Origin of the sequence: Microbulbifer sp. TB1203 (assembly GCF_030997045.1) — a bacterium.
Classification (GTDB): domain Bacteria; phylum Pseudomonadota; class Gammaproteobacteria; order Pseudomonadales; family Cellvibrionaceae; genus Microbulbifer.
Map to the genome: position 1 here is coordinate 4,552,418 of NZ_CP116899.1, position 24,519 is coordinate 4,576,936.

A 24,519-nucleotide genomic window follows, 5' to 3' on the forward strand; every position below is an offset into this window, starting at 1 on the left:
GGCCGAAGGCCGAGCGCCATGGATGGCGCGAGTCACTGGCTTAGGGAGAGGGGGCGCTGACCAAAGCCCCCCCTCCCGCACAGGCGGGGGAGGAGAGAGTAGTTACGATATGAATAATAGTGGAGGGATTTTCTATGAATGCTATCAAGCGCAGCCTGGCTGCAATACTTTTATGCCTGGCGTGGCCGACGGTACACGCCGCGCAAGGCTCCATGACCATCGTCAACGACTGGGGCTCGGGTTTCGAGGGCCAAGTGACGGTCACCAACGACGGCAGCAGCACACTGTCGAACTGGACGGCTGAATTCGACATGGCCATCTCCATCAACAATATCTGGAGCGCGCAGATCCAGTCGAGCAACGGGAACCATTTCGTGATCGGGCCGGCCGCCTGGAATGCCGACATAGCGCCCGGCGCCTCGACGACGTTCGGCTTCACCGCCTCGCCCGGCAACCTGTCCGCGGTCAGTGTCACGGTCAGCGGCGACGGCGATACAAGTTCCAGCTCATCCAGCAGCTCGAGCTCTTCGAGCAGCAGTTCTTCAAGCAGTTCAAGCTCTTCAAGCAGTTCAAGCAGTTCAAGCAGTTCAAGCAGTTCAAGCTCCAGCAGCTCCGGCGGTACCAACGCGATCACCGTTCGCGCCCGCGGCACCACCGGCAGCGAGTCGATCACGCTGAGCGTGGGTGGCACCGATGTGCAGAGCTGGACGCTGACCACCGCCATGATGGACTACACCGCCACCACCGACCTGGAAGGTGATGTCATCGTGGCCTTCACCAACGACAACGATGGCGATGCCGACGTGCAGATTGATTTCGTGCAGGTCAATGGCCAGACCCGTCAGGCCGAGAACCAGAGCGAGAACACCGGCGCCTGGGGCAACAACCAGTGCGGCGGCGGCTCGAACAGCGAGTGGCTGCACTGCAACGGCTATATCAACTTCGGCAGCTCGTCGAGTTCAAACGATGACGGATCGGCCGGGTGCGGTTCAGCCCTGGGGCTGAGCAACGGCCGGCACAATATCAATGTCGGGGGGTTGAACCGGGAATACATTATCGATATCCCGAACAACTATGACATGAACAACCCCTATCGACTGGTTTTCGCCTGGCACTGGCGGGGCGGAAGCGCCGACAACGTTGCCAACGATTCCTATTACAACCTGAAGGGACTGTCGAACGGTACGGCGATTTTCGTGGCTCCCAACCGTGCGGACGGCACCGACGGCTGGACGAACACCAACGGCCGGGACATGGACTTTCTACGGGCGATGCTCGGCGAGTTCAAGAATTCATTGTGCATCGACGAAGAGCGTATCTTCTCCGCCGGCTGGAGTTACGGCGGAATGATGTCTTTCGCCGTGGGTCGCGAGATGGCCGCAACCTTCCGCGCCATTGCCCCGGCGTCCGGCGCGCTCTGGACACCGTTCAACGACAGCGGTTTGCCGATGGCCGCGTGGATATCCCACGGGACTGGTGACAGTGTCGTCGGATTCGGCAGCGGGGAGGAGGCAAGAAATCTATATATTTCGGCCAACAACTGCTCCAACACGACCGTTCCCACGGATCCGTGGCCTTGTGTGGAATATCAAAATTGCGACGCAGGGTATCCCGTTGTCTGGTGTCCGTTTAATGGAGGCCATTCGACACCGTCCTTTTACTCCACCGCCGTCTGGGATTTCTTCAGTCAGTTCTAAGCCCAGCCCGGTCTCCCGGAAAATATGATCGGAAAAGCAGCGCCTCGCGATAAGCGGGGCGCTGCTCTTTCCGGCTGGGCCCAGGCGGATGGTCCGTCATGGAGCGTTCCGCACTTCCTGGGTACCGGTTTACATTGTTCATTTGCGCAACCCAGTCGACCGGCGGTTTCGCGGACTTCGATTACTTCGGAATCAAGGAGCAGAAGCCATGAGAGATGTCCATAATTTTATAAAAAGCCCAAAAATGTTTATCTTGTTCTTCGTATTAGGGTTGATCCCTATGCAATTATTTGCATCAGAGGGCATGGCTACGCCACCTTTACATGTGGAAGGCCGATTCCTGAAAAATCCCAGCGGAGAGAACGTCGTGCTCCGTGGAGGATGGATGCAGCCTACGGAAACCTGGTTTAACGGTGGGGGAAGGTGGTACAGCAATCCGACCGACTGGACCAATCCCGGCGATGTGGCGGGTATGTTGAATTTTTTGAGGGACGCTGCGACTCTCATGAGCGACACCAGCCCAAGATATGGCCGGGACCACGGATGGTATGCCACCTTTGTGCGCGTCAATACCGATGCCATAGGCGGCTGGACACAGGAGTCAGGGCTGGTCAGCCAGGCACAGTTCAACGGTTGGATACAGAACTTTGTGGTTCCTTACGCCGAGCATCTCAAGTCGCGTGGCCTTTACCTGGTGCTTAGCGCGACAGGTCCGATTAACACACCCAATAACGGTACCCGTAACGCCGGTGTAACAGAACAGCAGCGCCTGCGCACATTCTGGAGTACAGTAGCCAATGCTCCGGGCGTCAAGAACGCTGATAACATCATGTTCGAGCTTATGAATGAGCCGGTAGAAATCGAATCTTCCCCCGGCAATGGGGACTGGGGTTTCGGCCAACCGCAATATTTCCAAGCTTTTAGAAACTGGATTCAGCCTGTTATAAATGACATTCAGAGCACGGGCGCAAACAACGTTATATTGGTGCCAACCCTGGAGTGGCAGGGTTCACCGCAACAGCATGTTCAATTTCCCTTTACCTGTTCGAATTGCGGCTTAGCAGTACATTATTATCCGGCGTATGGCGGCTGTTATGATAGCGTCGATTGTCATAACAACCTGTGGAACACTCAATACAAGCCTGCTGCAGACCTGTGGCCGATGATCATCACGGAAAATTTCTGGTTTCCCGAAGATGACGGCCTCGTCGCCGGTAGCACGGCCAACTACGGTAATACGCTCAAGGCCAACATGGATGCCGCCGGTAACATCTCGTATATGGTCGGCTTTCTAAGTGACCTGCTTGATAATCTCAACGATACACTGCCCGCCGATTCCAATCTGAGTTCAAAGGAAGGTGCGCAAGCTGCATTTTCATGGTTTTACCAGGATAACAGTAGCAATTGCACTCCTGCATCTATTACCCCGTATGTACAGCTAAACGATGGCAGTTGGCAACAAACTTCAAATGTTACAGTAAATTTGGGAGATCAGGTAAGATTCGGCCCTCAACCTGTCAGCGGTGGTTCCTGGGGTTGGAGCGGATGCGGAACATCCGGTAGCTCGCGCGAACAAACCATTTCCCCGACAGGCTCATGTACGGCTACAGCCACTTATACCAATACATGCGGCGCCCAGAATACGCAGAATTTCAATGTGGCTGTTAATGGTGGGGTCACATTTAACGGGACTTATTCCTTCGTGGTCCAGCACAGCGGTAAAGCTATTGATGTTGCCGGTGGGGGTACTTCCGATGGGACAAACGTGCAACAGTGGTCTTTCAGTGAGTCCAATAATAACGAGGCTTTTCAGTTGACCCACCTCGGTGATGGCTGGCATAGGATCAGTCCGGTGATTGCCGCGGGGCAAGCCATTGATGTTTCAGGGGGATCAACTGCCAACGGCGCCAATATCCATACCTGGGCATATGTTGGCGGAGACAATCAGCAATGGAGGTTCGAAGAGACTGGTAATGGTCATTTTAAAATTATTGCCCGTCACAGTGGAAAATGTCTGGACGTTTCGGAAGTGTCAGCAGCCGATGGTGCCAACATACACCAATGGGACTGCATATCAGATGCACCGAACCAGGCTTTTCAATTGTTTTAGACGATAAACATCCCCGCCCCAGGGGCGGGGTATTCTGAGGAATTCGCTCGCTTCGCGTTGCTCCACGCTGTTCGCCGCTGCGCAGCGGACGGCTAAAAGTTTCCGCCAACCGCTCAACCATGACGAGTACATTTATGAACCTGACTAGAACCGCCACCCTCGCCTCATTACTGGCATTCGCTGCAACCGGGCTCGTCTTCGCCGCATTCGCCACGGCTCAGGACGGGACCATATACCCGCTTGAAGCCCCCGGCGAGCCGAATGCCATTCCGCTCGGTACCGGTGAAGTCGAGAAGCAGACCGCGCCCGAGACCTGGTTTCGCCAATGGGGAGACCCGATGGCCCGAAATGTCTCCACTGCAACCCTCACTCCCTTCCTACCTGAACCGGACAAAGCGAACGGCGCGGCCGTCATAGTGGCGCCCGGTGGTGGTTTCCGATGGCTGTCGATAGACAACGAGGGCTGGGAAGTCGCGGAGGCATTGGCGGAGCGGGGGATCGCTGCCTTCGTGCTTAAATATCGTCTCCAGCCGACTCCGGAATCGCTCGATGGCTTCAGGGAATCGATGAAGCAACTCTTCGCCGCAGCGGGCGCATCTTCCGACGCTTCGCAAGATAAAAAACCGCCGAGCCCGCCGCGATGGGATCTGTCCAATCAACTCGAGGATGCCGAGGCCGCCTATACCCTGATCGTCGAGCGCGCCGGGGAGTGGGGCGTCGATATCGATCGGCTGGGCATGATCGGATTTTCGGCTGGTGCCGCTCTCACGATGCATTCCACGCTCAACTCCAAGACCATGGACCTGGCCTTTATCGGTCCTATCTATGGCGGCATGGGGCCGGTCGAGGTGCCAGTGGACGCTCCGCCCATGTTCAATGTTATCGCCACCGATGATTTTCTCTTCCGCGGCCAGTTCGGCGTGGTCGAGTCCTGGTTCGAAGCGGGCCGGCCGGTCGAGTTTCATCTCTATCAGAACGGCGGCCACGGTTTCGGCCTCGGGAATCCGGACCGCACCAGCAACCGCTGGTTTGATGCCTTCATGCATTGGCTGGAGGTGAACGGCTTTCTCACTGCCAATTTGGGAGAGAAAAATCGCGTGGAATTGCCATAATCTACGGCGTCATTGATCTTGGGCAGCCAGGCTGGGTCCCTTCGCATCTGCATATTCGAGGATAAAACCGTAATAGAAAGGCTTGTCTCCCGGGAGCGTGTATTTCTCCAGTGTTCTGGCGCCCCAGCTGTCGTTGCCGCCGACTCCGTGAATATTCAAATCGACATTGAGGTTTATAAAATCGCGATCGGGCAGCTCATAAGGGTGATTGGCTTTTTGCAGGTCCTCTTCAGTATACGGCCAGGCACGGAAACTAAGTGGCTGTAAACCGCTGAGCCTGATGCCTTCGGCGCTTTTCCTCGAGAGGGAAAACCATCGCACATCGCTGCGGTTGGCATTATCCTGGGGCGCAATATAATCCGTTACAAAATTTTCGAGTTTCGATTTGTGTATTCCGATGAGGCTGCCGGTTTTGCGGTCAGGGTAGTTCTCAACGGGCCCGCGTCCATACCATTTGATCAGGTTCAGATCCGAAGACAATCTCACCCGCATTCCAAACTTTGGCATCAGTGGAATTTGGTCAGACTCCGGCTTGTATGCCGCTTCCACCTGCAATCTACCGGCTCCGCTCACAGAATAGGTCAACTGATACGTGGCTCCAATGTCTGGAAGCTTCATATCGAAGGCGATAATCGTCAAACCAGGGGCCTTTTCGACCAGGACATTCTCTACCCGGCGAGTATCAGCGGCATTTTTCCAGCCGTTGATTATATCCGTTCCTTTTTTGGTTGTCGTTCGCAGGTTTCCAGAAATAGGGCTCCAGTTCTCCCCTCAGTAGTTCTGCATTCCCCATCTGCCAGCTGATCAATGCTCCGTTTCTCTTGTCAAACCCGAATTCGGAACTCTCCGCCTTCACTTTGATTGTCGACTGTGTTTCATCCACATCGGGAGTATTGCCCTCGGCCTCAATCTTCCGGGCTACAACCGATTTCAGGACAAACTGCTCCCGGGCCACAGTAAATCCCGTTTCGGCCCACAGCGCCGGTTCCTTTAAGCGGGCATATAGGTTCAGGATAATTTCGCCGTCGCGGGCCTGGTATCCCTTAAGGTTATCAACCGAAGCCGTTGTCGCTTGTCCCGGAGGGACCGGTGGTAGATTCAGCAGTCCTTTTTCCGCTATCTGGCCATCCACAAGCAATTCATATACGAAGTCGAACCTGTCAGTGGAAACAAAGTCGTAGTGATTCGCTATCTCCACCCGGAGCGGACTGACATCTTCCAGTTTAAAATCAATCGACTGGTAGACTTTCTGCACCTGGTAGTAATGAGGGTGCGGAATCCTGTCTGGCCCGATCAATCCATTGATAACGAAGGCTCCATCATTGGGCTGATCGCCAAAGTCGCCCCCGTAAGCCCAAAATTCATCGTCCTTGAGACTCGGATTGGCAGGGTGCTGGGGGTACTTCATCGGTGAGCCATCAATCTTTTTGGCTATCCCCTGATCGACCCAGTCCCAAATGGCGGCTCCGACGATACTTGAATCCGCGTGGATGACATCCCAGTATTCCTGCAGGTTCCCCACCGAGTTGCCCATGGCATGGGCATACTCGCGCATGAACACAGGCTTATCGCTGATCTCCTCAGCAAGCGTCTTAAATTTGTCAGGTGACAGATAGCCTTCATCGTAAATGTCGGACACATCCCGGTGACTATCGGAGTACACCAGTCTTGTCGAGTCGATTTTCCTTACGGCATCGGCCATCGCAACGAGATTTTTTCCGCGTCCCCCTTCATTCCCCAGCGACCACATGATCACACTGGTATAGTTTTTATCGCGTTCGACCATTGAAACCGCTCTTTCCACATGCGTCTTTTTCCAAGCCGGATCGTCGCCAATAACGGTATTGCCAATGCCAAAGCCATGGGATTCCTGGTTGGCTTCGTCCATGACGTAAAGGCCGTACTCATCGCAAAGTTCATAAAACAACAAATCGTTTGGGTAGTGGCTCGTGCGAACCATATTTATATTTGCCTGCTTCAACAGCTCGATATCGCGGACAACGGTTTGCCTGTCGACGTACTTTCCGGTGCGGGGGTGATGCTCGTGGCGATTTACGCCTTTCAGTTTTATGGGTTTTCCATTCACATAAAAAACCTCACCTCTCACCTCGATCTTCCGGACACCGAATTTCCAGTTTATGGTTTCAAGCACCTCTTTGCTGCTGTTTTTCAGTTTTAGCTGCAACCGGTATAAGTAAGGAGTTTCTGCCGACCACAAGCGGGGGCGTTCAATCCTGGTGCTCAGCTCCACAACATTTTCGGACCTTTTGGGTAAAAAACCGGTATCTTTCGATATTTCAACATCAATCAATTCCTCTTTGGCTGAATGCCCGGAGAGAGTGGCCTCAACAGTCAGTCCTTTCAGGTTCAAATCTGACCGATTTTCAATGTTAAGTCTGATATCTACAAGGGCATTACTGAAAGCACTGTCCGGCTCGGCAGTCACGGAGAAATCGCGAATAAAGGATTTTGGTCGGGCCATCAGGTCCACATCCCTGAATATGCCGCTCAGCCTCCACATGTCCTGGTCTTCCAGGTAGCTGCCATCGGACCAGCGGTATACCTCTACGGCCAGTTTGTTTTCTCCCTTGCGAATATATCTTGTGATGTCGAATTCGGCGGGTGTCATGGAATTTTCGCTATATCCGACTTTTTGGCCGTTTACCCACACGTACATCGCCGATCGCACGCCTCCGAAGTTCAGGAATACGAGTTTGTCATTCCAGCTTTCGGGAATCGTAAAGTTGGTGCTATAGCTGCCGACAGGATTCCGGTGGAGAAAACTCGTGAAATGCTCTTCCGGCTGGCTTGTCACCTTGGGAGGGTCTGGTTTGAAGGGGTAGCTGATATTGGTATAGATCGGTGTTCCGAACCCCTGGAGTTCCCAATTCCCCGGAACGACGATGTTGTCCCATTCTCTGGTGGAATAATCTTCAGTGTAAAACCCAGTCGGGCGTGATTCCGGATCCGGCGACCATTTAAACTTCCATATGCCGTTGAGTGACCGGATCATCGGGTTGTTAGCCTTTTCATCCGTCGAAAATCCGTAAGCGTGGGGTTCTTCTTTGTTTATCCCGTTGACATCTGGGTTTTCCCAATCGTTAGGGTTTTGGGCCCTAACCCCCATTACTGATACGGAAAGAATTATGCACAATAGGCGGAAAATAGAATATTTCATGTGTTTAAGACATCAAGACAGTTTAAAAAATCGAAGTGAGCTTAGTCATTGCTCTATGTGGCGTTCTCGTCATGGATTCCGGATCAGTCCGGACTCCTTATCTCCCAATGCAAAAAAGCCGTCCGCCATCTCGGGATGACGGACGACTGAATGTGAACCGACTCCATCAGCGCACTGTTGCCCTGGAGGACCCCGCACGTAATCGACCGTCACACAGTGGCAGCGGCTCGATCAAGGGTTTTCTTCAGGGTGTCTGGAACGTCCACTGCTGATTGTCGCTCCCGTGGCACGACCATATCTGCATATTTGCTCCATTCTCGGATGAGTAGCCATTGACATCCAGGCACATCGAGGTGGCATGCGTCGGACTCAGGCGGTAGTAGCCGTCGCCTGTGGCGCTGATCGTCCACTTCTGGTTGGCTGCGGCTCCGTAGGTCCAGATGTGCACATTGGTGCCGTCGGTCGTCCCCCAGCCCGCCACGTCCAGCGCCTTGCCGCTCTGGGCGCCGATGATGCTGTACTCGTTGTTGCCCAGGTGAGTCACGACCCACCGCTGGCTCTCGCCCCACCAGTAGTCCCACTGCTGAACGTTGCTCCCGTTCGAAGTCTCCAGACCTGCGACCTCGAGTGCCTTACCGCTTAGGCGGGAAACAATCTTGTAGATTCCATTGGCAATGATCCCGTCGCCCCCCGGAGGCGGCAGGGCGGCGCCGCCCGTCAGCGAGCGAATGCTGGCCTGATCCACCACGGCGGTGGTGTTGCGATCGAAGAGGGCGAAGGCATCTCTGCCTGTCCAGCCGTTGTCCCAGTAGAAGGGACGCACTCCCATGGCGTTAGCGGTCTCGACGAAGTACCGGTTCCAATAGGTCCGGGAAGCGACGTGGAGGTCGTAGTCGCTGCCGGTCAGGTCCTGGTAGTCCTTGCGCAGAATAACACCGAACTCGCCGAGGAGCACGGGCACGCCGTTGTCCACGAACTTGGTTTTCATCCGTTGCAGCTGGGAGCGCATCCAGTTTTCATCGCCCCAGTCGGAGTTGCGGTCAGTCCGGGTGGGGTGGTGGTAGCCCTCGCCCCAGAAGTACGCCATCTTGCCCCAGCTCGCGTCTTCCGACATCAGCGAGAAATTGTACGGACTATAGAAGTGCACCTCGACTGCCAGACGGCCCGGCGTCGGGTCGTTGGGCAAAGTGTTCATGAGTTCGTCAGTCAGGTCGATGTTGGTGTTGGGCCCCGAGAGCACCAGCCAGCGGTCGGCATTGTTGCCGCCGGTGGCGCGCACGGCGTCCACGAAAGTCTGGTAGTAGGTCATCAGCTCGGACATCTTCCCGGCCGTGTCGGCGGGAGGCTCGTTGGCGCCGGCAAACAGGAGCTTCGAGTCGTAGGAGGCGAATGTACTGGCTATTTGCGTCCAGTAGGACCGCATCTTGGCGTTGACTGTCGCGTCCACGTTTCCGTCGAGAGCCTCGTCCAGCCACCCCCTGTCCCAGTGGCTGTTGATGACCACCGTGAGGTTGGCGGCGTAGCACCAGTCCACCACTTGCTTCACTCGCGCCAGCCAAGCGGGGTCGATTTCCAGGGTGGATTGATTTGCATGGCTGTCCCAGGCGACCGGGATGCGGACGGTGTTGAAGCCCGCAGCGGCCACTGAGTTGATCAGGTCCTGGGTCGCGGCCGGGGCCCAGGTACCTTCGCCGTCCGGCGCCTCCATGGTGTTGCCCAGGTTCCAGCCGTAGGTGGGCTCGGGTAGTTGGGCGAACGCCATCATGGGAAGCATTAGCAGGCAGGCGATACTGCGAGCAGTTGTATATATTATTTTACGCATCTTGATTCTCTCATCTATTGCGGCACGAGTGTTCGTTTCTCCTTGGGTGGATCTCGAATTGGCCCATGCCTTTGTTGTTTAGTGCTGTTTGTATCAGTCAAAGCGCTTTCCGAGGGGCGGGGTGAGTCGAAGTCTGTGAGGCATGCCTCCATTAACGATATGGATATGAGTTATAAATAAACTCAATCTTAAAAATCACGGCATGATTACTTGGAAACTTTCTCGGAACCTCAATAATCAAGGCATCGTCCTTTTACCTCCATTTGAGAAGTTTGCGATAACCCAGTAATTGAACAGACTTAAATTTTATTATTCTCGACCGGTGAGCCCAGGACCGGCGCGTCAACACGAACTTGCCTTTTCAGAAAACCTAAAGTGATAACATAAAGATATTCCTCCTTTTGGGTGAACTTTAAATTCTCCGTAGTGTAAGAAACGTTTCCATTAAGCGCCTCGTTACAGTATCGGAAGGTGCCTCACCATAAGCTGGCCATGGGCGGGTGCCGAAAATGGATTCGCCATTTACCTCCATCCACTCTGATATTTCCTCCAAAAAAATCGAGCGGTTCCGGCGGCAAGCTACCATCAGCATATCAGAAGATTCTTGTGTACCTACCAAACATACCCACCAAACATAAGGAATTTTATGTCAGCCGCTTGAGAACCTGTTCACGATATCGCGTAAATATCCGATACCGGACGGATGAAGCGGAAGAAATACCCCAGCGATACCACGCGAGAGCAGTTTGAGGCCATTCGGCCGCTACTGGGAAGTGTCCGTCGCAGGGCTATCGCATGAAGGTTTTTGGTAACTATTCACCCCTGTTACCGGTAAGAGAGGCCTGGGCGGCCCTGCTACCGGTGGCCGTTCGTTCAATAGCCTCATCGGCAAACGTTTCACGAACGGCCCCCGGCATCAGGGCCTTCGCTTCAGGCCGTGGAACTCTTTTCCCGCTCCCGAGGGGGTGGAATATTCACGCGCTGGGCGCCATGAATTCTGGAATCCATGGCGCCGGCCTGCCAGCGGTCAGCGAAATACGGCGACGAAGCCGCCACGCGGTTTCACCGTTACCCGCGCCTTGCCGGCCCGCAGCTCGGTCTGGGTAAACTCGCGCTGTCCTGCCCCATCGGTGATCATGGTGCCCTTGCGCTTGCCGATGAAGGACAGGTCCAGGTCGAGGGTACGTTCGCTGTCCTCGGCATTGACGCCGGCCACATACCAGTGCTCGCCGGCCTTGCGCGCGATGACGACGTGCGAATCCGGGTAGCCGGCCAGGAAGCGGCTGTCATTCCAACTGCGCGGCAGGTCGCCCAGGAAGTCCCTGACGTACTGGGGCACAGTAGCCATGCCTTCCGGAACCTCGGCGAAATGCTGGATGCCCGACAGGAACAGAACCGATTGCGCCAGCTCGAAACCGTTGCGGGTAATGCGCTGGATATTGGGGATGTCGCCAAACACCATTGGTGTGAAGTCCATGGGGTCGAACAGGCTTCGGATCATGGTGGCATTGACCACATGCCCGGGAACGGCGTCGTGCTCCGTCTGCGCGAAGGTCGTGAACTCAAGGCCGCGAATCGCCTCGACCGTCATCAGATTCGGATAGGTACGCTGCAGCCCGCGCGGCAGGGTCGCGCCGTGGAAGTTCACCACCAGGCCGGCGTCGGCCGCGTCTTTCAGGATGTCGACGTAATACTGGATCATGGAGACCCCGTCGCCGCCGAAGAAATCAATTTTTACGCCCTTGACGCCCATCTCGCGCAGGCGTGCGAATTCCTGCACCCGCGAAGCATGGGTCAGGAGTTTGGCGCGCGGCGTCTGCATGGCCTCATTCCAGTCGCCGGCCGAGTTGTACCAGACGAGCAGGCCGACCCCCTTGCTGCTGGCATAGCGGGCCAGCTCCGCCACCTTCTCGTAGCCGATCTGCTTGTCCCATTCGGCATCCACCAGCGTGTAGTCCCATTTCATGTCCGCCGCGTAGTCGATGAACTTCTTCTGCACATCGAATACGGTGGCTCCATCCTTGAGCAACGCCCAACTCCACGACGCGTGGCCAGGCTGTACCTGTTTGGTATCGAAGGGAATCGCCGGCGCCGCCAGGTCGGTGCCCAGGGTGGAGTCCATCACGGTGTTCAAGGAACCCAACGCGATCACGCGCCAGGGCGTAGTCAGGGTGCCGGTGGTTTCCGCCAGTAACTTGCCATGGGTGAACACCTCCAGCGGTGTCGGGCCATCAATCTGGTACACACCATTCGGGGAGTCCGTTGCCAGGCGCGAGGCGTGAAAGCTGCCATCCATATTGGCTTCGGTCAGCGCCACCCAGGTATCACCGCTTTTGAACAAGGCCGGGAAGACCCAGCCCGCTTTCATGGGCGCGGGCTGGCCAACCGGAGTGTCCACCTGGTACCGCTCTTCATAGGACGGGTTGGTTTGGCCATAGCCTGTCCGGGCGACCGTCATCGCCTGGAGGAAGGCGCGCGTAGTGGGTTTGAAAGCGAAACTGGTTTCCTCGCCCAGAAAACGCTTGGTGGGAAGGCTAGGGTCGGCCACCACATAACGAAAGGCCACCCCATCGTCGGACACGCGGAACTCTACATCCATTTTGTGACCGGCGGCATCCACCACCGAGTAGACCTGTTCGTTGGCCTTGTACTGGTTAACACGGCGCTTGCCGACAGCCAGCGTGTAGCGGTCGGTCACGGTCTTGACCGGCGACGTGTGCACCAGCTTGACCTCTCGGGAAAAATCCGCGCCTTCCAGCTTCAACCCCAATGGTGAAGACAACAGCACCGGTTCCCCGTTGCGCGTGATGCTGTAGGTGAGGGTCTTGTCCGCATTGACCGACACCGACACGTCCAGTTGTTTGTTGGGGCTTTGCAGCGCCAGTGCGGCATTGCTGCTCAAAGCCAGGGCGAGCAGGAGACTCATTTTCTGTCGTTTTTTCACGTTCATTCAGCTCTCATCGCAATAAGTTAAAACAAAACTGCGTGGACCACGATTGGTGCCACCGAAGGAATGCCGTCGACTGTATCGGCCAACGGCGGTAATAGCATTCTTAAACCGGCGGGCGACCCCGCCGTTTTGCGCTCAACTAGGCGCGGGGGCATCCTCCCAACGCAGATGCACAACCTTGTAGCCCTTGTCCTTAATGGTCTTGAGCAGGGCCGGCAAGGCGTCGGCCGTCGGGCCATTCGCATCATGTATCAGCAGGATGCCGCCCCTCGAGCGGTCCAGCTCTTCCTTCAGGCGTCCCACCAGGTCGCCAGCATCGCAAGCGCCAGTACGCTGCTCTTCACTACACTCATGTTTCTTTCTTTTTTTGTTGCACTATGTGGTTCCGGCCTGAGCGCGCTCCGGCTCAGGTGGATGCGGCAACAGATATGCGTTCGGCGAATGCCCAAGGGATGGAGGCAAATAATTCAGGGCAATCGCTGGATTAATTACCTCCGTCCCCTTTTGTCGTTTCGATTTTGAAGCCGAGCGCGGTTTTGAACGCGGAGGTGTCGGGCAAGGTGACGACGAGGGCGTCGGGTGCCTGCTTCCACGCGAGCGGGCCGGTGTAGCCGAGGAGGGTGACGGACTTGACCGGCTTGCCGAGGGCGTTGGCCGTGGTGCCCAGCGAGGTGATGCGCACCTGGGTGCCGGTGGCGGGCACGGTCATGCAGTAGGCGTAGAGGTTGCCGTCTTTGCCGACGGTGAAGCGGATGTCGGAAGCGGCGAAAGGATGCTCGGCTTGTTTGCGGCCGAGCTTGCCGCCGGGAAGGACGTTGAGCTTGCCGTCGGCGCCTTCGCCGAGGCGCGTCCAGGCTTTGCTGCCGTAGATGCCGGCGCCGTTGAGGCGCGTCCATTCGCCGATTTCCTTGAGCATCTTGACCGTGGCGTCGTCGAGCGAGCCGTCGGGGAGCGGGCTGATGGAGACGCCGATGTTGCCGTCGCGGGACACCTCTTCGAGCAGGTAACGAATGACCGCGCCGGAGTCGTTGGTGAAGCCGGGGGCGTAGAACCAGTCGCCGACGGGCGTTTCCGCGATCCAGTCCTGGTCGCTCTTGATGTCTTTGGGGATGTCGGCTTCCGCGGTGTTGACCGTGCCGTTGGTCTTGCCGCGGAATTTGACGATGCTGAAGACGTCCACTTTTCCGCGGCGTTGGAGGGTCTTGTTGTAGAAGTCGGCGATGACGCGCTGCATGGCGTCGGACTTGTAGCCGGTGCCGGTGCCCCAGCCGCTGAAGGGCTGGCTGCTCCAGCCATCGGTGTAGATGAAGTCGGGTTGGTATTTATCGACGACGTCCATCATGCGCAGGGCCCACCAGGTGGCATACCACTCGGCGTAGGCGGCGTGGTTTTGAAAAATGCCGGCGGGCGGGGGACTCCAGCCGTCGTTGGCTGCTTTGACGACGCCCTTGTATTCGCGGAGATCGACGCCGTAGAGGAGTCGTGGGTCGAGGCCTTCCCACCACTTGCCCTGGCCGTCGGCGAGGGTGAGGTGGCCGTCGTAGGGGACGCCGGGCTTGGGGCCGTCGGGGCCGTCGGCGGCAAAAGCGGTCTGCCACCACCACCAGGAGTATTCGTGGTGGAAGGTCACGCCGAAGCGGATGTCGGCGGCGCGAGCGGCCTTGGTCCATTCACCGAGGAGGTCGCGCTTGGGGCCGAGGCGGGTGGAGTTCCAAGGCTGATACTTGGAGTCCCACATGTCGTATTGGTCGTGGTGGACGCCTTGGATGATGAGGTAGCGGGCGCCGGCGTCCTTGTAGATTTCGACAAGTTTGGCGGGATCGAGCTTGGTGGGGTTCCAATCGCGCAGGACCTCCTTGTAGCCGACTTCGGACGGGTGGCCGTAGTTGGCGAGGTGGTTTGTGTAGGCGTTGAAGTCGGGCTTGTAGAGGTTGCGGGCATACCAGTCGCCGCTTTTGCCGGCGGCTTGCGGGCCGAAGTGGACCCAGATGCCGAACTTGGCTTCGCGTAGCCAGGCGGGGGTGCCGGGATAGTTTTTCTCAATGGATTCCCAAGTCGGCGCGTAGGGGCCGGGGGTGATGGGAAGGTCGAGTTTAACTTCCGGCGCGGACCTGGAGTCGGCCATCGGCACGCTGTCCATGGGTTGGGCGGCGGGGATGGCGGGGATGGGCGGCAGCGGCGGCAGGGTGGCGCCGACGGTGTCGCCTTCCAGCTTCAACCCCAATGGTGAAGACAACAGCACCGGTTCCCCGTTGCGCGTGATGCTGTAGGTGAGGGACTTGTCCGCATTGACCGACACCGACATGTCCAGTTGTTTGTTGGGGCTTTGCAGCGCCAGTGCGGCATTGCTGCTCAAAGCCAGGGCGAGCAGGAGACTCATTTTCTGTCGTTTTTTCGCGTTCATTCAGCTCTCATCGCAGTAAGTTAAAACAAAACTGCGTGGACCACGATTGGTGCCACCGCAGGAATACCGTCGACTGTATCGGCCAACGGTGGTAATAGCATTCTTAACCGGCGGGCGACCCCGCCGTTTTGCGCTCAACTAGGCGCATCCTCCCAACGCAGATGCACGATCTTGTAGCCCTTGTCCTTAATGGTCTTGAGCAGGGCCGGCAAGGCGTCGGCCGTCGGGCCATTCGCATCATGTATCAGCAGGATGCCGCCCCCCGAGTGGTCCAGCTCTTCCTTCAGGCGTCCCACCAGGGCCGGGACCTGCATGTCATTGGGCCAGTAGTCTTCAATGCCGAGATCCATCGAGGCCACGGTGATGTTTCTTTCCTTGAGCACCTTCAGGATTGCCGGTGTCTCCGCCAGGAAGGGGAAGCGGTAGCTGGCCGGCTCAGTGCCGAATACATCAGCGAAGGCTTCCAGGCCTTTGTCAAGGTCGGCCAGCTGTTCGGCCACCGGCATCGACGCCAAGGGCGGATGAGCAAAGCTGTGCAGCCCCGCGTTATGGCCGGCCTGAACCACACGCCGGCCCAGTTCGGGATGCTTGGCAAGGTTGGCGCCGGTCATGTAGAAGGTTGCTTTGACACATTCGTCCGCGAGCGTCTTCAGCACCCGGTCGAGCGTTTCCGGCAGCGGGCCATCGTCGAAGGTCAGCACGATTTCGCCCGGCTCCAGGGGAAGCCGGCCGTACTGCTCACTGCCATAACCCACATATTCACGCTTCAGCGTCAGGGTGCGCGAAGTCCCCAGGGCATCAGATGCACACGCCGGTTTCGCGCTGTCGGGCTGGGCCAACACCCCGAACGGGGTAACGGCGGCGATAAATCCACTCATCACCAGGGACAAAGACCACTTTTTCATAAATCACCTTTTAAAAATCAACAGTTTTCCTGCTCAAATCCGGGGCTGCAGTGTCAGCATCCCCGATACAGCCCGTCTTCGGTAGGCTGGCGCGGAGGTATTACTGCCGTCAAGTGAAGCAAGCTTCACCGGCGCTGCCAGCACTACCGACACCTGCCCTGCGGCCAGAACGGCGCCAATCAACCAACGTGGTCTCGCTCATACTACGCAGGTCATTCCCGGCAATCAGCGGTGACGCCATGATCGCCCAGAGCGAGAAGTGAGCACGATCCTCTTCGTCATTCATGCCGTTTCCCACTTCCATCAAGGAAAGGTTTCTTTATTTGCCTGAATATTGCCATTGGCATCTCGATCACCGTGCCAGCAGTCATCAATATTGATGTACTCATAACCTGCCGCTTCCATGCCTGAGCTGACCATGGCATCGGCCATGTCGCGAATCATTTGTTCGTTGACATTACAGCCAAAGGTGTTCCAGCTGTTCCAACCCAGTTGCGGGGTTTTCGCCAATTGGTCGAACTTCTGAGCATGGCTTGTACTGGCAACCGCAACGGTTGCCAGCAGGCCGATAGTGCTGAGGAGTCGCTTAAACATGGAAATATTCTCTTCAATTAAATAGGAAGATTACTGGAAGCCTGTCAGTGCACGTCAATGGCAAAAGGCAACGCCGGCAGGTTAGCGGAGTTGTAAAGGTTGACCTGGGGATAATCCGCCCAGGCGTACTGCAGGGCTGCTGGGGTTGACACCTCATCGCTCCATACGACCACCGCATCATCTTGAATTTCGGCGCGCGCCGGGTGATAGACCCCATCCGCACCGGCAACTGCAAAGCCTTTAACGCTGTCGTCTTCTTTCAGATGTAACCCCTGGCCCGTGTGATCGAAGAACACCTGAATGCGCCTGCCCTTGACCTGGTATGCGCGATAGCTGGGTCCCTGGCTGAGCGCCTTGTCGCCAAAGCTCAACCGCTTCGCCTCTCCCCAAAGCCGCGTCGCGACATCCTGCTTGTTGCGGGGGTGAATATCATTGATATCACCGATATCAATGGCCGTGGCCATGCCGGTGCCCGGCAGGCTCAGGGTGCGGCTCTGCATGTCGCGCAGCAGCGCCCAGCTGCTGTCCGGCTGCGGGTATTGCGGCTGCATGAATGCGGCCAATTGCACGAAGATAAAGGGGAACTCCTGCCGCCATTGTTGGCGCCAGTCCTCAATCAATGTGCTGAACAGGTCGTGGTACAAGCTGGCCTCACCCGCATTGGCTTCGCCCTGATACCAGATCACGCCACGAAGACCATACCCGCGAATGGGGTGGATCATGCTGTTGTACAGGAACGAGGGGGTGTTTTGGTAGTTGATATACTCCGGTATGGGTGCTTCCACCTGGTTGCTGTAGTGCCAGCCGCTGCTCAGGTCCAACTTGCGGTCGTCATACTGCAGCCAGAGTTCGTTGGCACGCCCCACATGGGGCCTGTTACTCCAGCTATTACCCACTCTCAGGGCAATCAGGTTGCGGCCCTTGCGCAGCATGGCCGCGGGTATTTCATAGCGCGCGTCCCTGCCTTGCCAGTCTTCAACGGTCACCAGTTTCTCATTAATCCAAAGGAAAGCTCTCTCGTACAGGGCGCCAAATTCCAGCACCGCCTTGGCAGGCACCTTGTCCAGGGTAAACTCTCGGCGCAGCCACGCCAGGTGCTCGAAGTCAGCTGGCAGGGTTTGTTCGGTCCAGTCCCCAGTGGGGAAATCAAATCGATAGGCACCCGTGGCGAGCGCGTCTTCCCTGCTGTTAAGCCGCCGATTTTTCTCCTCGCCCTTTTTCTCATTGATTGCAAACCGTTCCTGCCAATCAATATCCGGCTGGTACACAGCTTCGGTTCTCTCACGATACGCAGGCAATTGCTGTAGTGACTGCCTGCTGATCCAGCTTTCCGCGGGGGTGCCGCCCCAGTTGCTGTCGATAATGCCAACCGCAACGCCCTTCTCAAGGTGGTTCTGGCGGGCAAACAGATAGGCCACGGCGGAAAAATTTTGCGCGGTTTCCGGAGACGCCGGTTGCCAGGCGCCATCGCTCAACTCGGCCTGCGGACGGGGAGCCGCTTCGTTGGGCACCTCAAAAAAGCGAATCAGCGGGTAGTTGGCGGTGGCGATGATCTCGTCGGAGTTATTGATTTCCCAACTCAGCTTCCACTCCATATTGGACTGGCCACCGGCAAGCCATACGTCGCCGAAATATACATCCTGAATCGTGCGCTCGCCATCGCCCGTCACGCGGATGGTAAAGGGTCCGCCGGCCTTTTGTGCCGGAATGGTCACCCGCCAGCGTCCGTCGCCATCGGCCCGGGCAGAAAAGGACTGACGATTAAACGCCACACTAATGGTGCTACTGGCCGCCGCGCGCCCCCAAATGGCAATCTCTTGATCCCGCTGCAACACCATGTGGTCGGAGAATATTTTTCCCAGCTCAACCGCAGCCAATGCCTGTCCATGGGAGAGCATCAGCAAGAACAGGAATAGCAACTTGGCGATACCTCTACGGGCAGCTGGACGCCGCGAAGGTACGAGGGCGCTCATCGGGTCAGCTTTGAGCATCATTATCTCCTATACAAACGTAGACAAGTTCAAGGTACTGACCTGGGCTTGGCATCATGACAACGCAGTTAAGGATACCGTCACGAGTTATTGTCAACCGCAAGTCGAGGTCGTCTCGCTGGATGATCTCAACCAGGAACTGAATGCAGGTAGCCCCGCCAGCTAAGGGGACTGCTCGAACATTTCCTGGGCCCTGCACGAATACCTCGCCGCTGGGCGGTAAGCTCCTGTGTCAATGTGGGTTTTCTATGTGTGAGCGGTACCTGCGAAGAGGCTCGCTATTCGAGCCTCTTCGCGTGTATCAAAAACTCAAATTAATTTCCGACCCGCCGTAGGTCACCTTCTGCACCGATGCGTTCGGATATTCGGTCGAAACCAGGCGAACATTCAGTTCGCGCCGTTCGGTCATACCTGCGAAGCTCCCCTGGCGCTCTCCGATACTCAGGATTTTCTTCTCGTCATCCCACCTTAGGGCAACCGTCGCATACTCGCCGCGCTCGTAGTCGTATGTCTCGTTGTCATCCTCATAGAGGGTGAATTCCGCATCCGCTCCGGCGTAAACGGTAATATCGTAGGGCGCGTCGGGATTTTCCGTGGCGTACTGCAGCAAGGGGCCGGTGGGCAGGATGGAGCCGGCGCGCACATACAGCGGGATGATGTCCAGGGGTGCCTCGCGCGTATGTTCCTGACCACCGCGGATTTTCTCGCCGGTGTGGTAGTCGTACCAGTCGGCCCCAGCGGGCAGGTAAGTGGTGACACTGGTGTCGAACTTGGACCGGTTCCTTTCCAGCCCGGCGAGGTCCTTTGGCGTCCGCCAGGAAAGGCGGATATTGCGGTCACCATCGCCTTGGTAATACTCGATATCGAGTTTCACAGGTTCACCCTGCTTCAACTTGCGTTTGACGCCATGGTAACGGCGACCGCCGACGTTCCAGTCCTCGATGACCTTTTCGCCGTCGAGATACAGGATGAAGCCGTCATCCCCCTCCAAACCGATCTCATACTCACCGCTTTCCGGCGCGACCAGACTGCCGCTCCAGCGCGCGGAGAAGTCATTCACACTCGACAGGCCCGGCGGCAACTCGGCCAGCGGCGGCCCTGGCCAGGTGTGATCCAGTACCGCGTCGACCACCTTGCCGGCCGGGTTCTCGAAATTTCGACCGGCGAAGTATTGCCCTGCAAGGCCGGGCTTGTGATCGGGCGTGCGCAGGTAGGCGGCAGGAATCGTTTTGGCGGGCGGGTCCTGGAGATGGTACATGGACCAGGTCACCGGGTGCACCAAGAGTGAGGGACCGTACATGAAAGCATCGTTGACATTGTGCACCCGCCTGTCCCTGGGGAAGTCCATCGCCAGCGCGCGCATCAGGGTGTAGTCGTTTTCCGTGACCTGCCAGCTCAGGCTGTAGGTATAGGGCAACATGCGGTAGCGCAGGTCGACGGCTTGCTTGAGCGCATCGTATACCGGCGGATCCAACTCCTTGAAAATATAGGGTTCGCGTTCAATACTGGTGCCGTGCACGCGCATGATTGGGTTGAAGGCGCCATACTGGAACCAGCGCGTGAACAATTCGCGGTAGGCGGGGTTCTGCTCGCCGCCCGGATAGTCGGTTACAAAGAAACCACCAATGTCGTTGGTCCAATAGGGGCTGCCGGTGATAGTGACGTTGAGGCCGCCGCTAATTTGTTCACGCAACGTCTCCCAGCTTGCGAAAATATCGCCGGACCAGGAGGCCGCCGCCGTGCGTTGGGCGCCGGCCCAAGCCGAGCGGGTCAGGGTGAATACCCGCTTGTTGCCGGTGGCTCGCTGGCCGTCGTAAGTGCCCTTGGTGGTCATCAGGGTGTAAGGGTTCAGGTAACGGGAGAAATCGCCCATGGCGTTGTTGCCCAGGCTCTTGATGTCCGAGGCAACCTGATCGGCTTCCCAGCAGGCGGAACCAACTTCCACTTCCGTGCCGTCCATCCACAGCGCATCGACGCCCTTGTCCAGCAGGCCGCTCTTCACATGCTTGAAGTAGATTTCCCGGCCCTGCTCGCTGAAGGCGTCGTAGATGCGCGCCTTTTTTGAAATCCAGTGCAGGGGTTCGAAGCGCAACCCATGCTCGTCCAGTTCGGCGGCGAGGGGCGTGTCGTTACCCACCGACGGCCAGATGGAAATCATGAGCTTCATGTCGAGGTCGTGAATCGCCGAGGTCATGGCCTCCGGGTCGGGGAAGCGTTCCGGGTCCCAGACCATGCCGCTCCAGTTGCCATCCCATTCGCCGCCCCATTCGCCGCCGCCCCAGTACTGCCAGTCCTGCACGATGTAATCGAGGGGGAAGTCCTCTTCACGGAAGGTACGGGCGACTTCCAGTATGCGCTCCTGCGTTGGATAGCGCTCTTTACTCATAAACAGGCCGAAGGCCTGCTTGGGATACATGGGGGCATCGCCGGTGAGATCCCGGTAGGCGGAGACCACATCATCCATATCGTCCCCGGCCATGAAGTAGTAATCCACACCGCCGGGCGCGCTCTCCGCCCACAGGGTCGCGCCTTCGGCGTCGTCCTTGAACTTCATCGCTGAGTAGGTATCCCACAGGATGCCGTAGTTCTCCGTGGACATCATCACGGGGATGACGCTACCCACGTTGGTTTGAACCAACAGCAGCTCCTGGTTGCGGCGGTTCAACAGCGTTTCCTGGGCACCGCGGTTGATCTCCGTCTCATTGATAAAGCCGAATCCATAAATGGCTTCATCCTGCTTGAGGGAGAAAGTGTTGGATACTTCGTAGCTCGGCGCGTCGGCGATCTCGACCTTTTCGATGCGCTGGGGCGCGCTGGCCGATTCCCGGGTGTAGAGCTTGCCGTTGCCGTCGCTGAAACTTAGCGAGCCACTGTGCTTATCAATTTCTATCGTCAACTCTGCAGATGCGAGTTTGAGTGTGGTGCCGCCGTGCTCCAGATCGAAGGCAATGGGATCAGGCTGGTCGATGACCACAAGGCTCGGGTGCTGCCAGTAGTTCTCCCCCAGATTGCTGTTGACCCTGACCGTTTTCGGTCCGTAGAAAATGATGTTCTTGACCGTATCGCCCAACCTGATCTGCACGCCGCTCGGCAAGCGGCGATAGTCAAATTCGCCATCAATCTCATGCAACAAAGATACAAGATGGCCGTTTTCATCAAGAGCTGGAGCTGAGGGTGGTGGTTCCGTTGTACATGACGCGGCCGCGACTGTAATGGCAGCGATAGTCGCCATTTGTCTGTAGTTCATTCTATTTTTCCTAAAACGCATGCTGCACACGGCAGGAGGTTACATGAGCAGAATTCATGAGCGTCAAATTTGGGGCATCAAGATGCTGCCCCTGTCGGAGATGAACAGTTACCATGTAGACAGTTTTCCTTTATTGCGAAACGAGATGGTATTCGAATTTCCGGCTATAGGTATTTGTTTCCTGGATCTATGGTGAGAACTGGACGTTATTAATGTAGAACGTAGCTGGATTGGTAACAGAGGTAAACGTAACTGTTTGCCATTTCGTAAAATCGACTCCAGACATTGTGGCTAAATCAATAGAAACATGTTGCCAGGATGCATCGGAAGGAGTCTGTATATCTGTGGAATAACCATTAGTACCGTCACTAACATACATGGAAAGAACTTCACCTCCGGTTCCTCCTTTCACCCAAAAATCTAAAGTGTTGTAAGCAGATATATCATGTGTGCCCCAATCATTCGTATAAAAAGCCCCGTTCCAACCGCTTCCATCAAAGACATATTTCTGGGATGCGACACCAGTATTTCCGGGTACAACTGTAGCATCAGTACTTTGAGTAAGATTATGAGAATTGCTATAGTTCACAGTATATGAGCTATGCGTCAATTCGAGTGACTTGGCACCAAAGGAGATCGTATAGTTGCCATCTGAATCAGGTTGAATTACTTGACCATTTTGTACAAGCTGATAGCCATTCGCGTTCTTTAGCTTCACCTTTAGATTGATATTATTGGGGAAGTGGGTTGGAACCTCCCAGGTATAGCTCGTTCCAGTTGAAGTCGCATTTGGTGTAAGGTCTTCAATTATTTTCTGCGCTCTCCAGTAGCCGCTTACCGTTCCGTAAGGAGCGTTCCAGACGCTGGATCGATTGGTATCCAAATAGTCAATCAATAAATTGAACTGATCCAGTGGTAAGCTGGCGTCACCCACGCCATGTATCCCAAATACTATCCAGGCATGTTGGCTTATTGCATTATCTACCCAACTCTTGTAGTGAGTATCGAAAGTTGCATCTGCCCCTGTAAACAGGCAAGAGATATTCATCCAATCGGGGGTATACGATGATTGCATATAGTAAGTTCCGTCTTTACCCCACCCCCCCCTTGCTGAAATGTGCGTATCTTGCAGGTATTTTACCAGATATGGATCATTATTCGTGTAAGGATAGGCATAAGAGACAACCGTTGTGTCCATCGCTTGCTCTATCTCTGCTTGAGCTGCGACTGTTTCATCATAGCCTAAAGTATCGTCAAAAGTCCTTTCATAGGATTGGGTTGGATTGTCGCTTGGTTGATAGTGATGTTTGGAGTGGTTAGCAATTTCATGGCCGGTCAAAGGGAGATTTTTCCAATACTCTTTTCGACTACCCGTTATTGCAGTTTCCGTTATAAAAAACGTAGCATCCAAACTTTTTGCATCTAATTCCGGGACCGCATAATCAAGCTGCGAATCAAGTCCATCATCAAAGGTAAGAGATACTGCTGACTGTAATCCATTCCAGGGCAATACTGTTACTTGTGGCCCGGTGTACGGATCTATGTATGAGAACTCAACGTTATTAATATAGAAGGTGGTATTAACAGTACTTGTATTACTGGTAAATGTAATTGTCCTCCAATTTGTAAAATCAACCTCGGTCATAGCAGAAAAATCGATGGAAACGTGCTGCCAGGATGCATCAGAAGGAGTTTGTATATTTGTGGAATAATTATTAGTCCCATCGCTAACATTTATGGATATAGCTTCGCCGCCAGATCCTCCTTTCACCCAAAAATCTAAAGCATTGTAATCAGATACGTCATGTGTGCCCCAATCCGTGTAAAATGCCCCGTTCCAGCCACTTTCTGAAACAATAAATTTCTGGGAGTCAACACCGGTGCCTCCTGGTACAACGGTGGAATCACTACTTGCAGATAGATTATTGCTATTGCTGTAATTCACAACATATGGGGCTGATGGTGCTGCTGATGCAGTCTGCGACACAAGTGCCAATTTAGATAAAAGAATTAATAGAACTATGAATAATGAAAAATTTCTTTTCATTTGGTATCACTCCTTTCGGTGTGTTGTAGTACAAGTATTGAACCTGATCACTAATAGTTGACTTACGACCGAGCCATCCATAGCCCGGACTAGCAAATGTTTTTCCACAGTCTGCTAGTAGTTGTAAATCACTCCTCGTCCTACTCCAGAGAAATATACCCTGCCGTAAATATTGTTGTCTGCGGCAAGTTGGTCGGACTGATGTGCATCGCCGTTAATCCGCACCCAACTGCTTCACCCGCGCCAGCCAGCCGGGGTCGATTCCAGGGGGGATTGATCCGCACGGCTGTTCCAGGCAATCGGGATGCGGATGGTGTTGAAGCCGGCTGCCGCCATTGATCAGCTCCTGGGTCACCGCCGTGGCCCACGAGCCTTCGCCGTCCGACGCCTCCAAGGTGTTGCCCAGGTTCTATTCGCAGTTGGGGTCCGGGGCCGGCTCGGGGTCCGGGGTCGGCTCGGGGT

At 55.9% G+C, this 24,519-nt stretch carries 14 protein-coding genes; 3 read left to right on the forward strand and 11 right to left on the reverse strand.

Annotated elements, in window-relative coordinates; genetic code table 11:
- The first annotated feature begins 134 nt into the window (after positions 1-134).
- The 3 genes from PP263_RS19455 (at position 135) to PP263_RS19465 (ending at position 4,919) form a co-directional block, all read left to right on the forward strand.
- Positions 135-1,697 carry a cellulose binding domain-containing protein gene (locus tag PP263_RS19455; RefSeq protein ID WP_308365650.1) on the forward strand — a complete coding sequence of 521 codons (1,563 nt, stop codon included), beginning with the start codon at positions 135-137 and terminating at the stop codon, positions 1,695-1,697.
- Between the two features lie 208 nt (positions 1,698-1,905).
- Complete coding sequence (locus tag PP263_RS19460) at positions 1,906-3,807, forward strand: RICIN domain-containing protein (RefSeq protein ID WP_308365651.1); 1,902 nt, start codon at positions 1,906-1,908, stop codon at positions 3,805-3,807.
- A gap of 134 nt (positions 3,808-3,941) precedes the next feature.
- Positions 3,942-4,919: an alpha/beta hydrolase gene (locus PP263_RS19465; RefSeq protein ID WP_308365652.1), complete on the forward strand. Its 978-nt coding sequence runs from the start codon at positions 3,942-3,944 to the stop codon at positions 4,917-4,919.
- A 9-nt stretch (positions 4,920-4,928) separates the two neighbouring features.
- Here the strand turns inward: PP263_RS19465 and PP263_RS19470 are convergent, their stop codons facing one another.
- The 11 genes from PP263_RS19470 to PP263_RS19520 form a co-directional block, all read right to left on the reverse strand.
- Positions 4,929-5,672: a beta-galactosidase small subunit gene (locus tag PP263_RS19470; RefSeq protein WP_308368640.1), complete on the reverse strand. Its 744-nt coding sequence runs from the start codon at positions 5,670-5,672 to the stop codon at positions 4,929-4,931.
- Complete coding sequence (locus PP263_RS19475) at positions 5,602-8,097, reverse strand: glycoside hydrolase family 2 TIM barrel-domain containing protein (protein ID WP_308365654.1); 2,496 nt, start codon at positions 8,095-8,097, stop codon at positions 5,602-5,604. Before PP263_RS19475 ends, PP263_RS19470 begins: the two co-directional genes overlap by 71 nt.
- A 244-nt stretch (positions 8,098-8,341) precedes the next feature.
- Entirely contained in the window at positions 8,342-9,919 is a 1,578-nt protein-coding gene (locus PP263_RS19480; RefSeq protein ID WP_308365656.1) for a cellulase family glycosylhydrolase, read from the reverse strand.
- Between the two features lie 1,027 nt (positions 9,920-10,946).
- Positions 10,947-12,869, reverse strand: a complete 1,923-nt coding sequence (locus PP263_RS19485; RefSeq protein WP_308365657.1) for a glycoside hydrolase family 97 catalytic domain-containing protein — start codon at positions 12,867-12,869, stop codon at positions 10,947-10,949.
- Positions 12,870-13,353: 484 nt separating this feature from the next.
- Entirely contained in the window at positions 13,354-15,273 is a 1,920-nt protein-coding gene (locus tag PP263_RS19490; protein WP_308365658.1) for an alpha-L-fucosidase, read from the reverse strand.
- Between the two features lie 134 nt (positions 15,274-15,407).
- Positions 15,408-16,178: a polysaccharide deacetylase family protein gene (locus PP263_RS19495; RefSeq protein WP_308365660.1), complete on the reverse strand. Its 771-nt coding sequence runs from the start codon at positions 16,176-16,178 to the stop codon at positions 15,408-15,410.
- Positions 16,179-16,287: 109 nt separating this feature from the next.
- On the reverse strand, positions 16,288-16,464 hold the full coding sequence (locus tag PP263_RS19500; protein ID WP_308365662.1) for a hypothetical protein: 177 nt from the start codon (positions 16,462-16,464) through the stop codon (positions 16,288-16,290).
- A gap of 17 nt (positions 16,465-16,481) precedes the next feature.
- Positions 16,482-16,772: a hypothetical protein gene (locus PP263_RS19505; protein ID WP_308365664.1), complete on the reverse strand. Its 291-nt coding sequence runs from the start codon at positions 16,770-16,772 to the stop codon at positions 16,482-16,484.
- A gap of 44 nt (positions 16,773-16,816) precedes the next feature.
- Positions 16,817-18,766: a sialate O-acetylesterase gene (locus PP263_RS19510; protein WP_308365665.1), complete on the reverse strand. Its 1,950-nt coding sequence runs from the start codon at positions 18,764-18,766 to the stop codon at positions 16,817-16,819.
- Between the two features lie 298 nt (positions 18,767-19,064).
- Positions 19,065-21,893 carry a TIM-barrel domain-containing protein gene (locus PP263_RS19515; protein ID WP_308365667.1) on the reverse strand — a complete coding sequence of 943 codons (2,829 nt, stop codon included), beginning with the start codon at positions 21,891-21,893 and terminating at the stop codon, positions 19,065-19,067.
- Positions 21,894-22,197: 304 nt separating this feature from the next.
- The gene (locus PP263_RS19520; RefSeq protein ID WP_308365668.1) at positions 22,198-24,057 is read right to left on the reverse strand and encodes a polysaccharide deacetylase family protein; all 1,860 of its coding nucleotides are present in this window, start codon (positions 24,055-24,057) and stop codon (positions 22,198-22,200) included.
- Positions 24,058-24,519 lie beyond the last annotated feature (462 nt).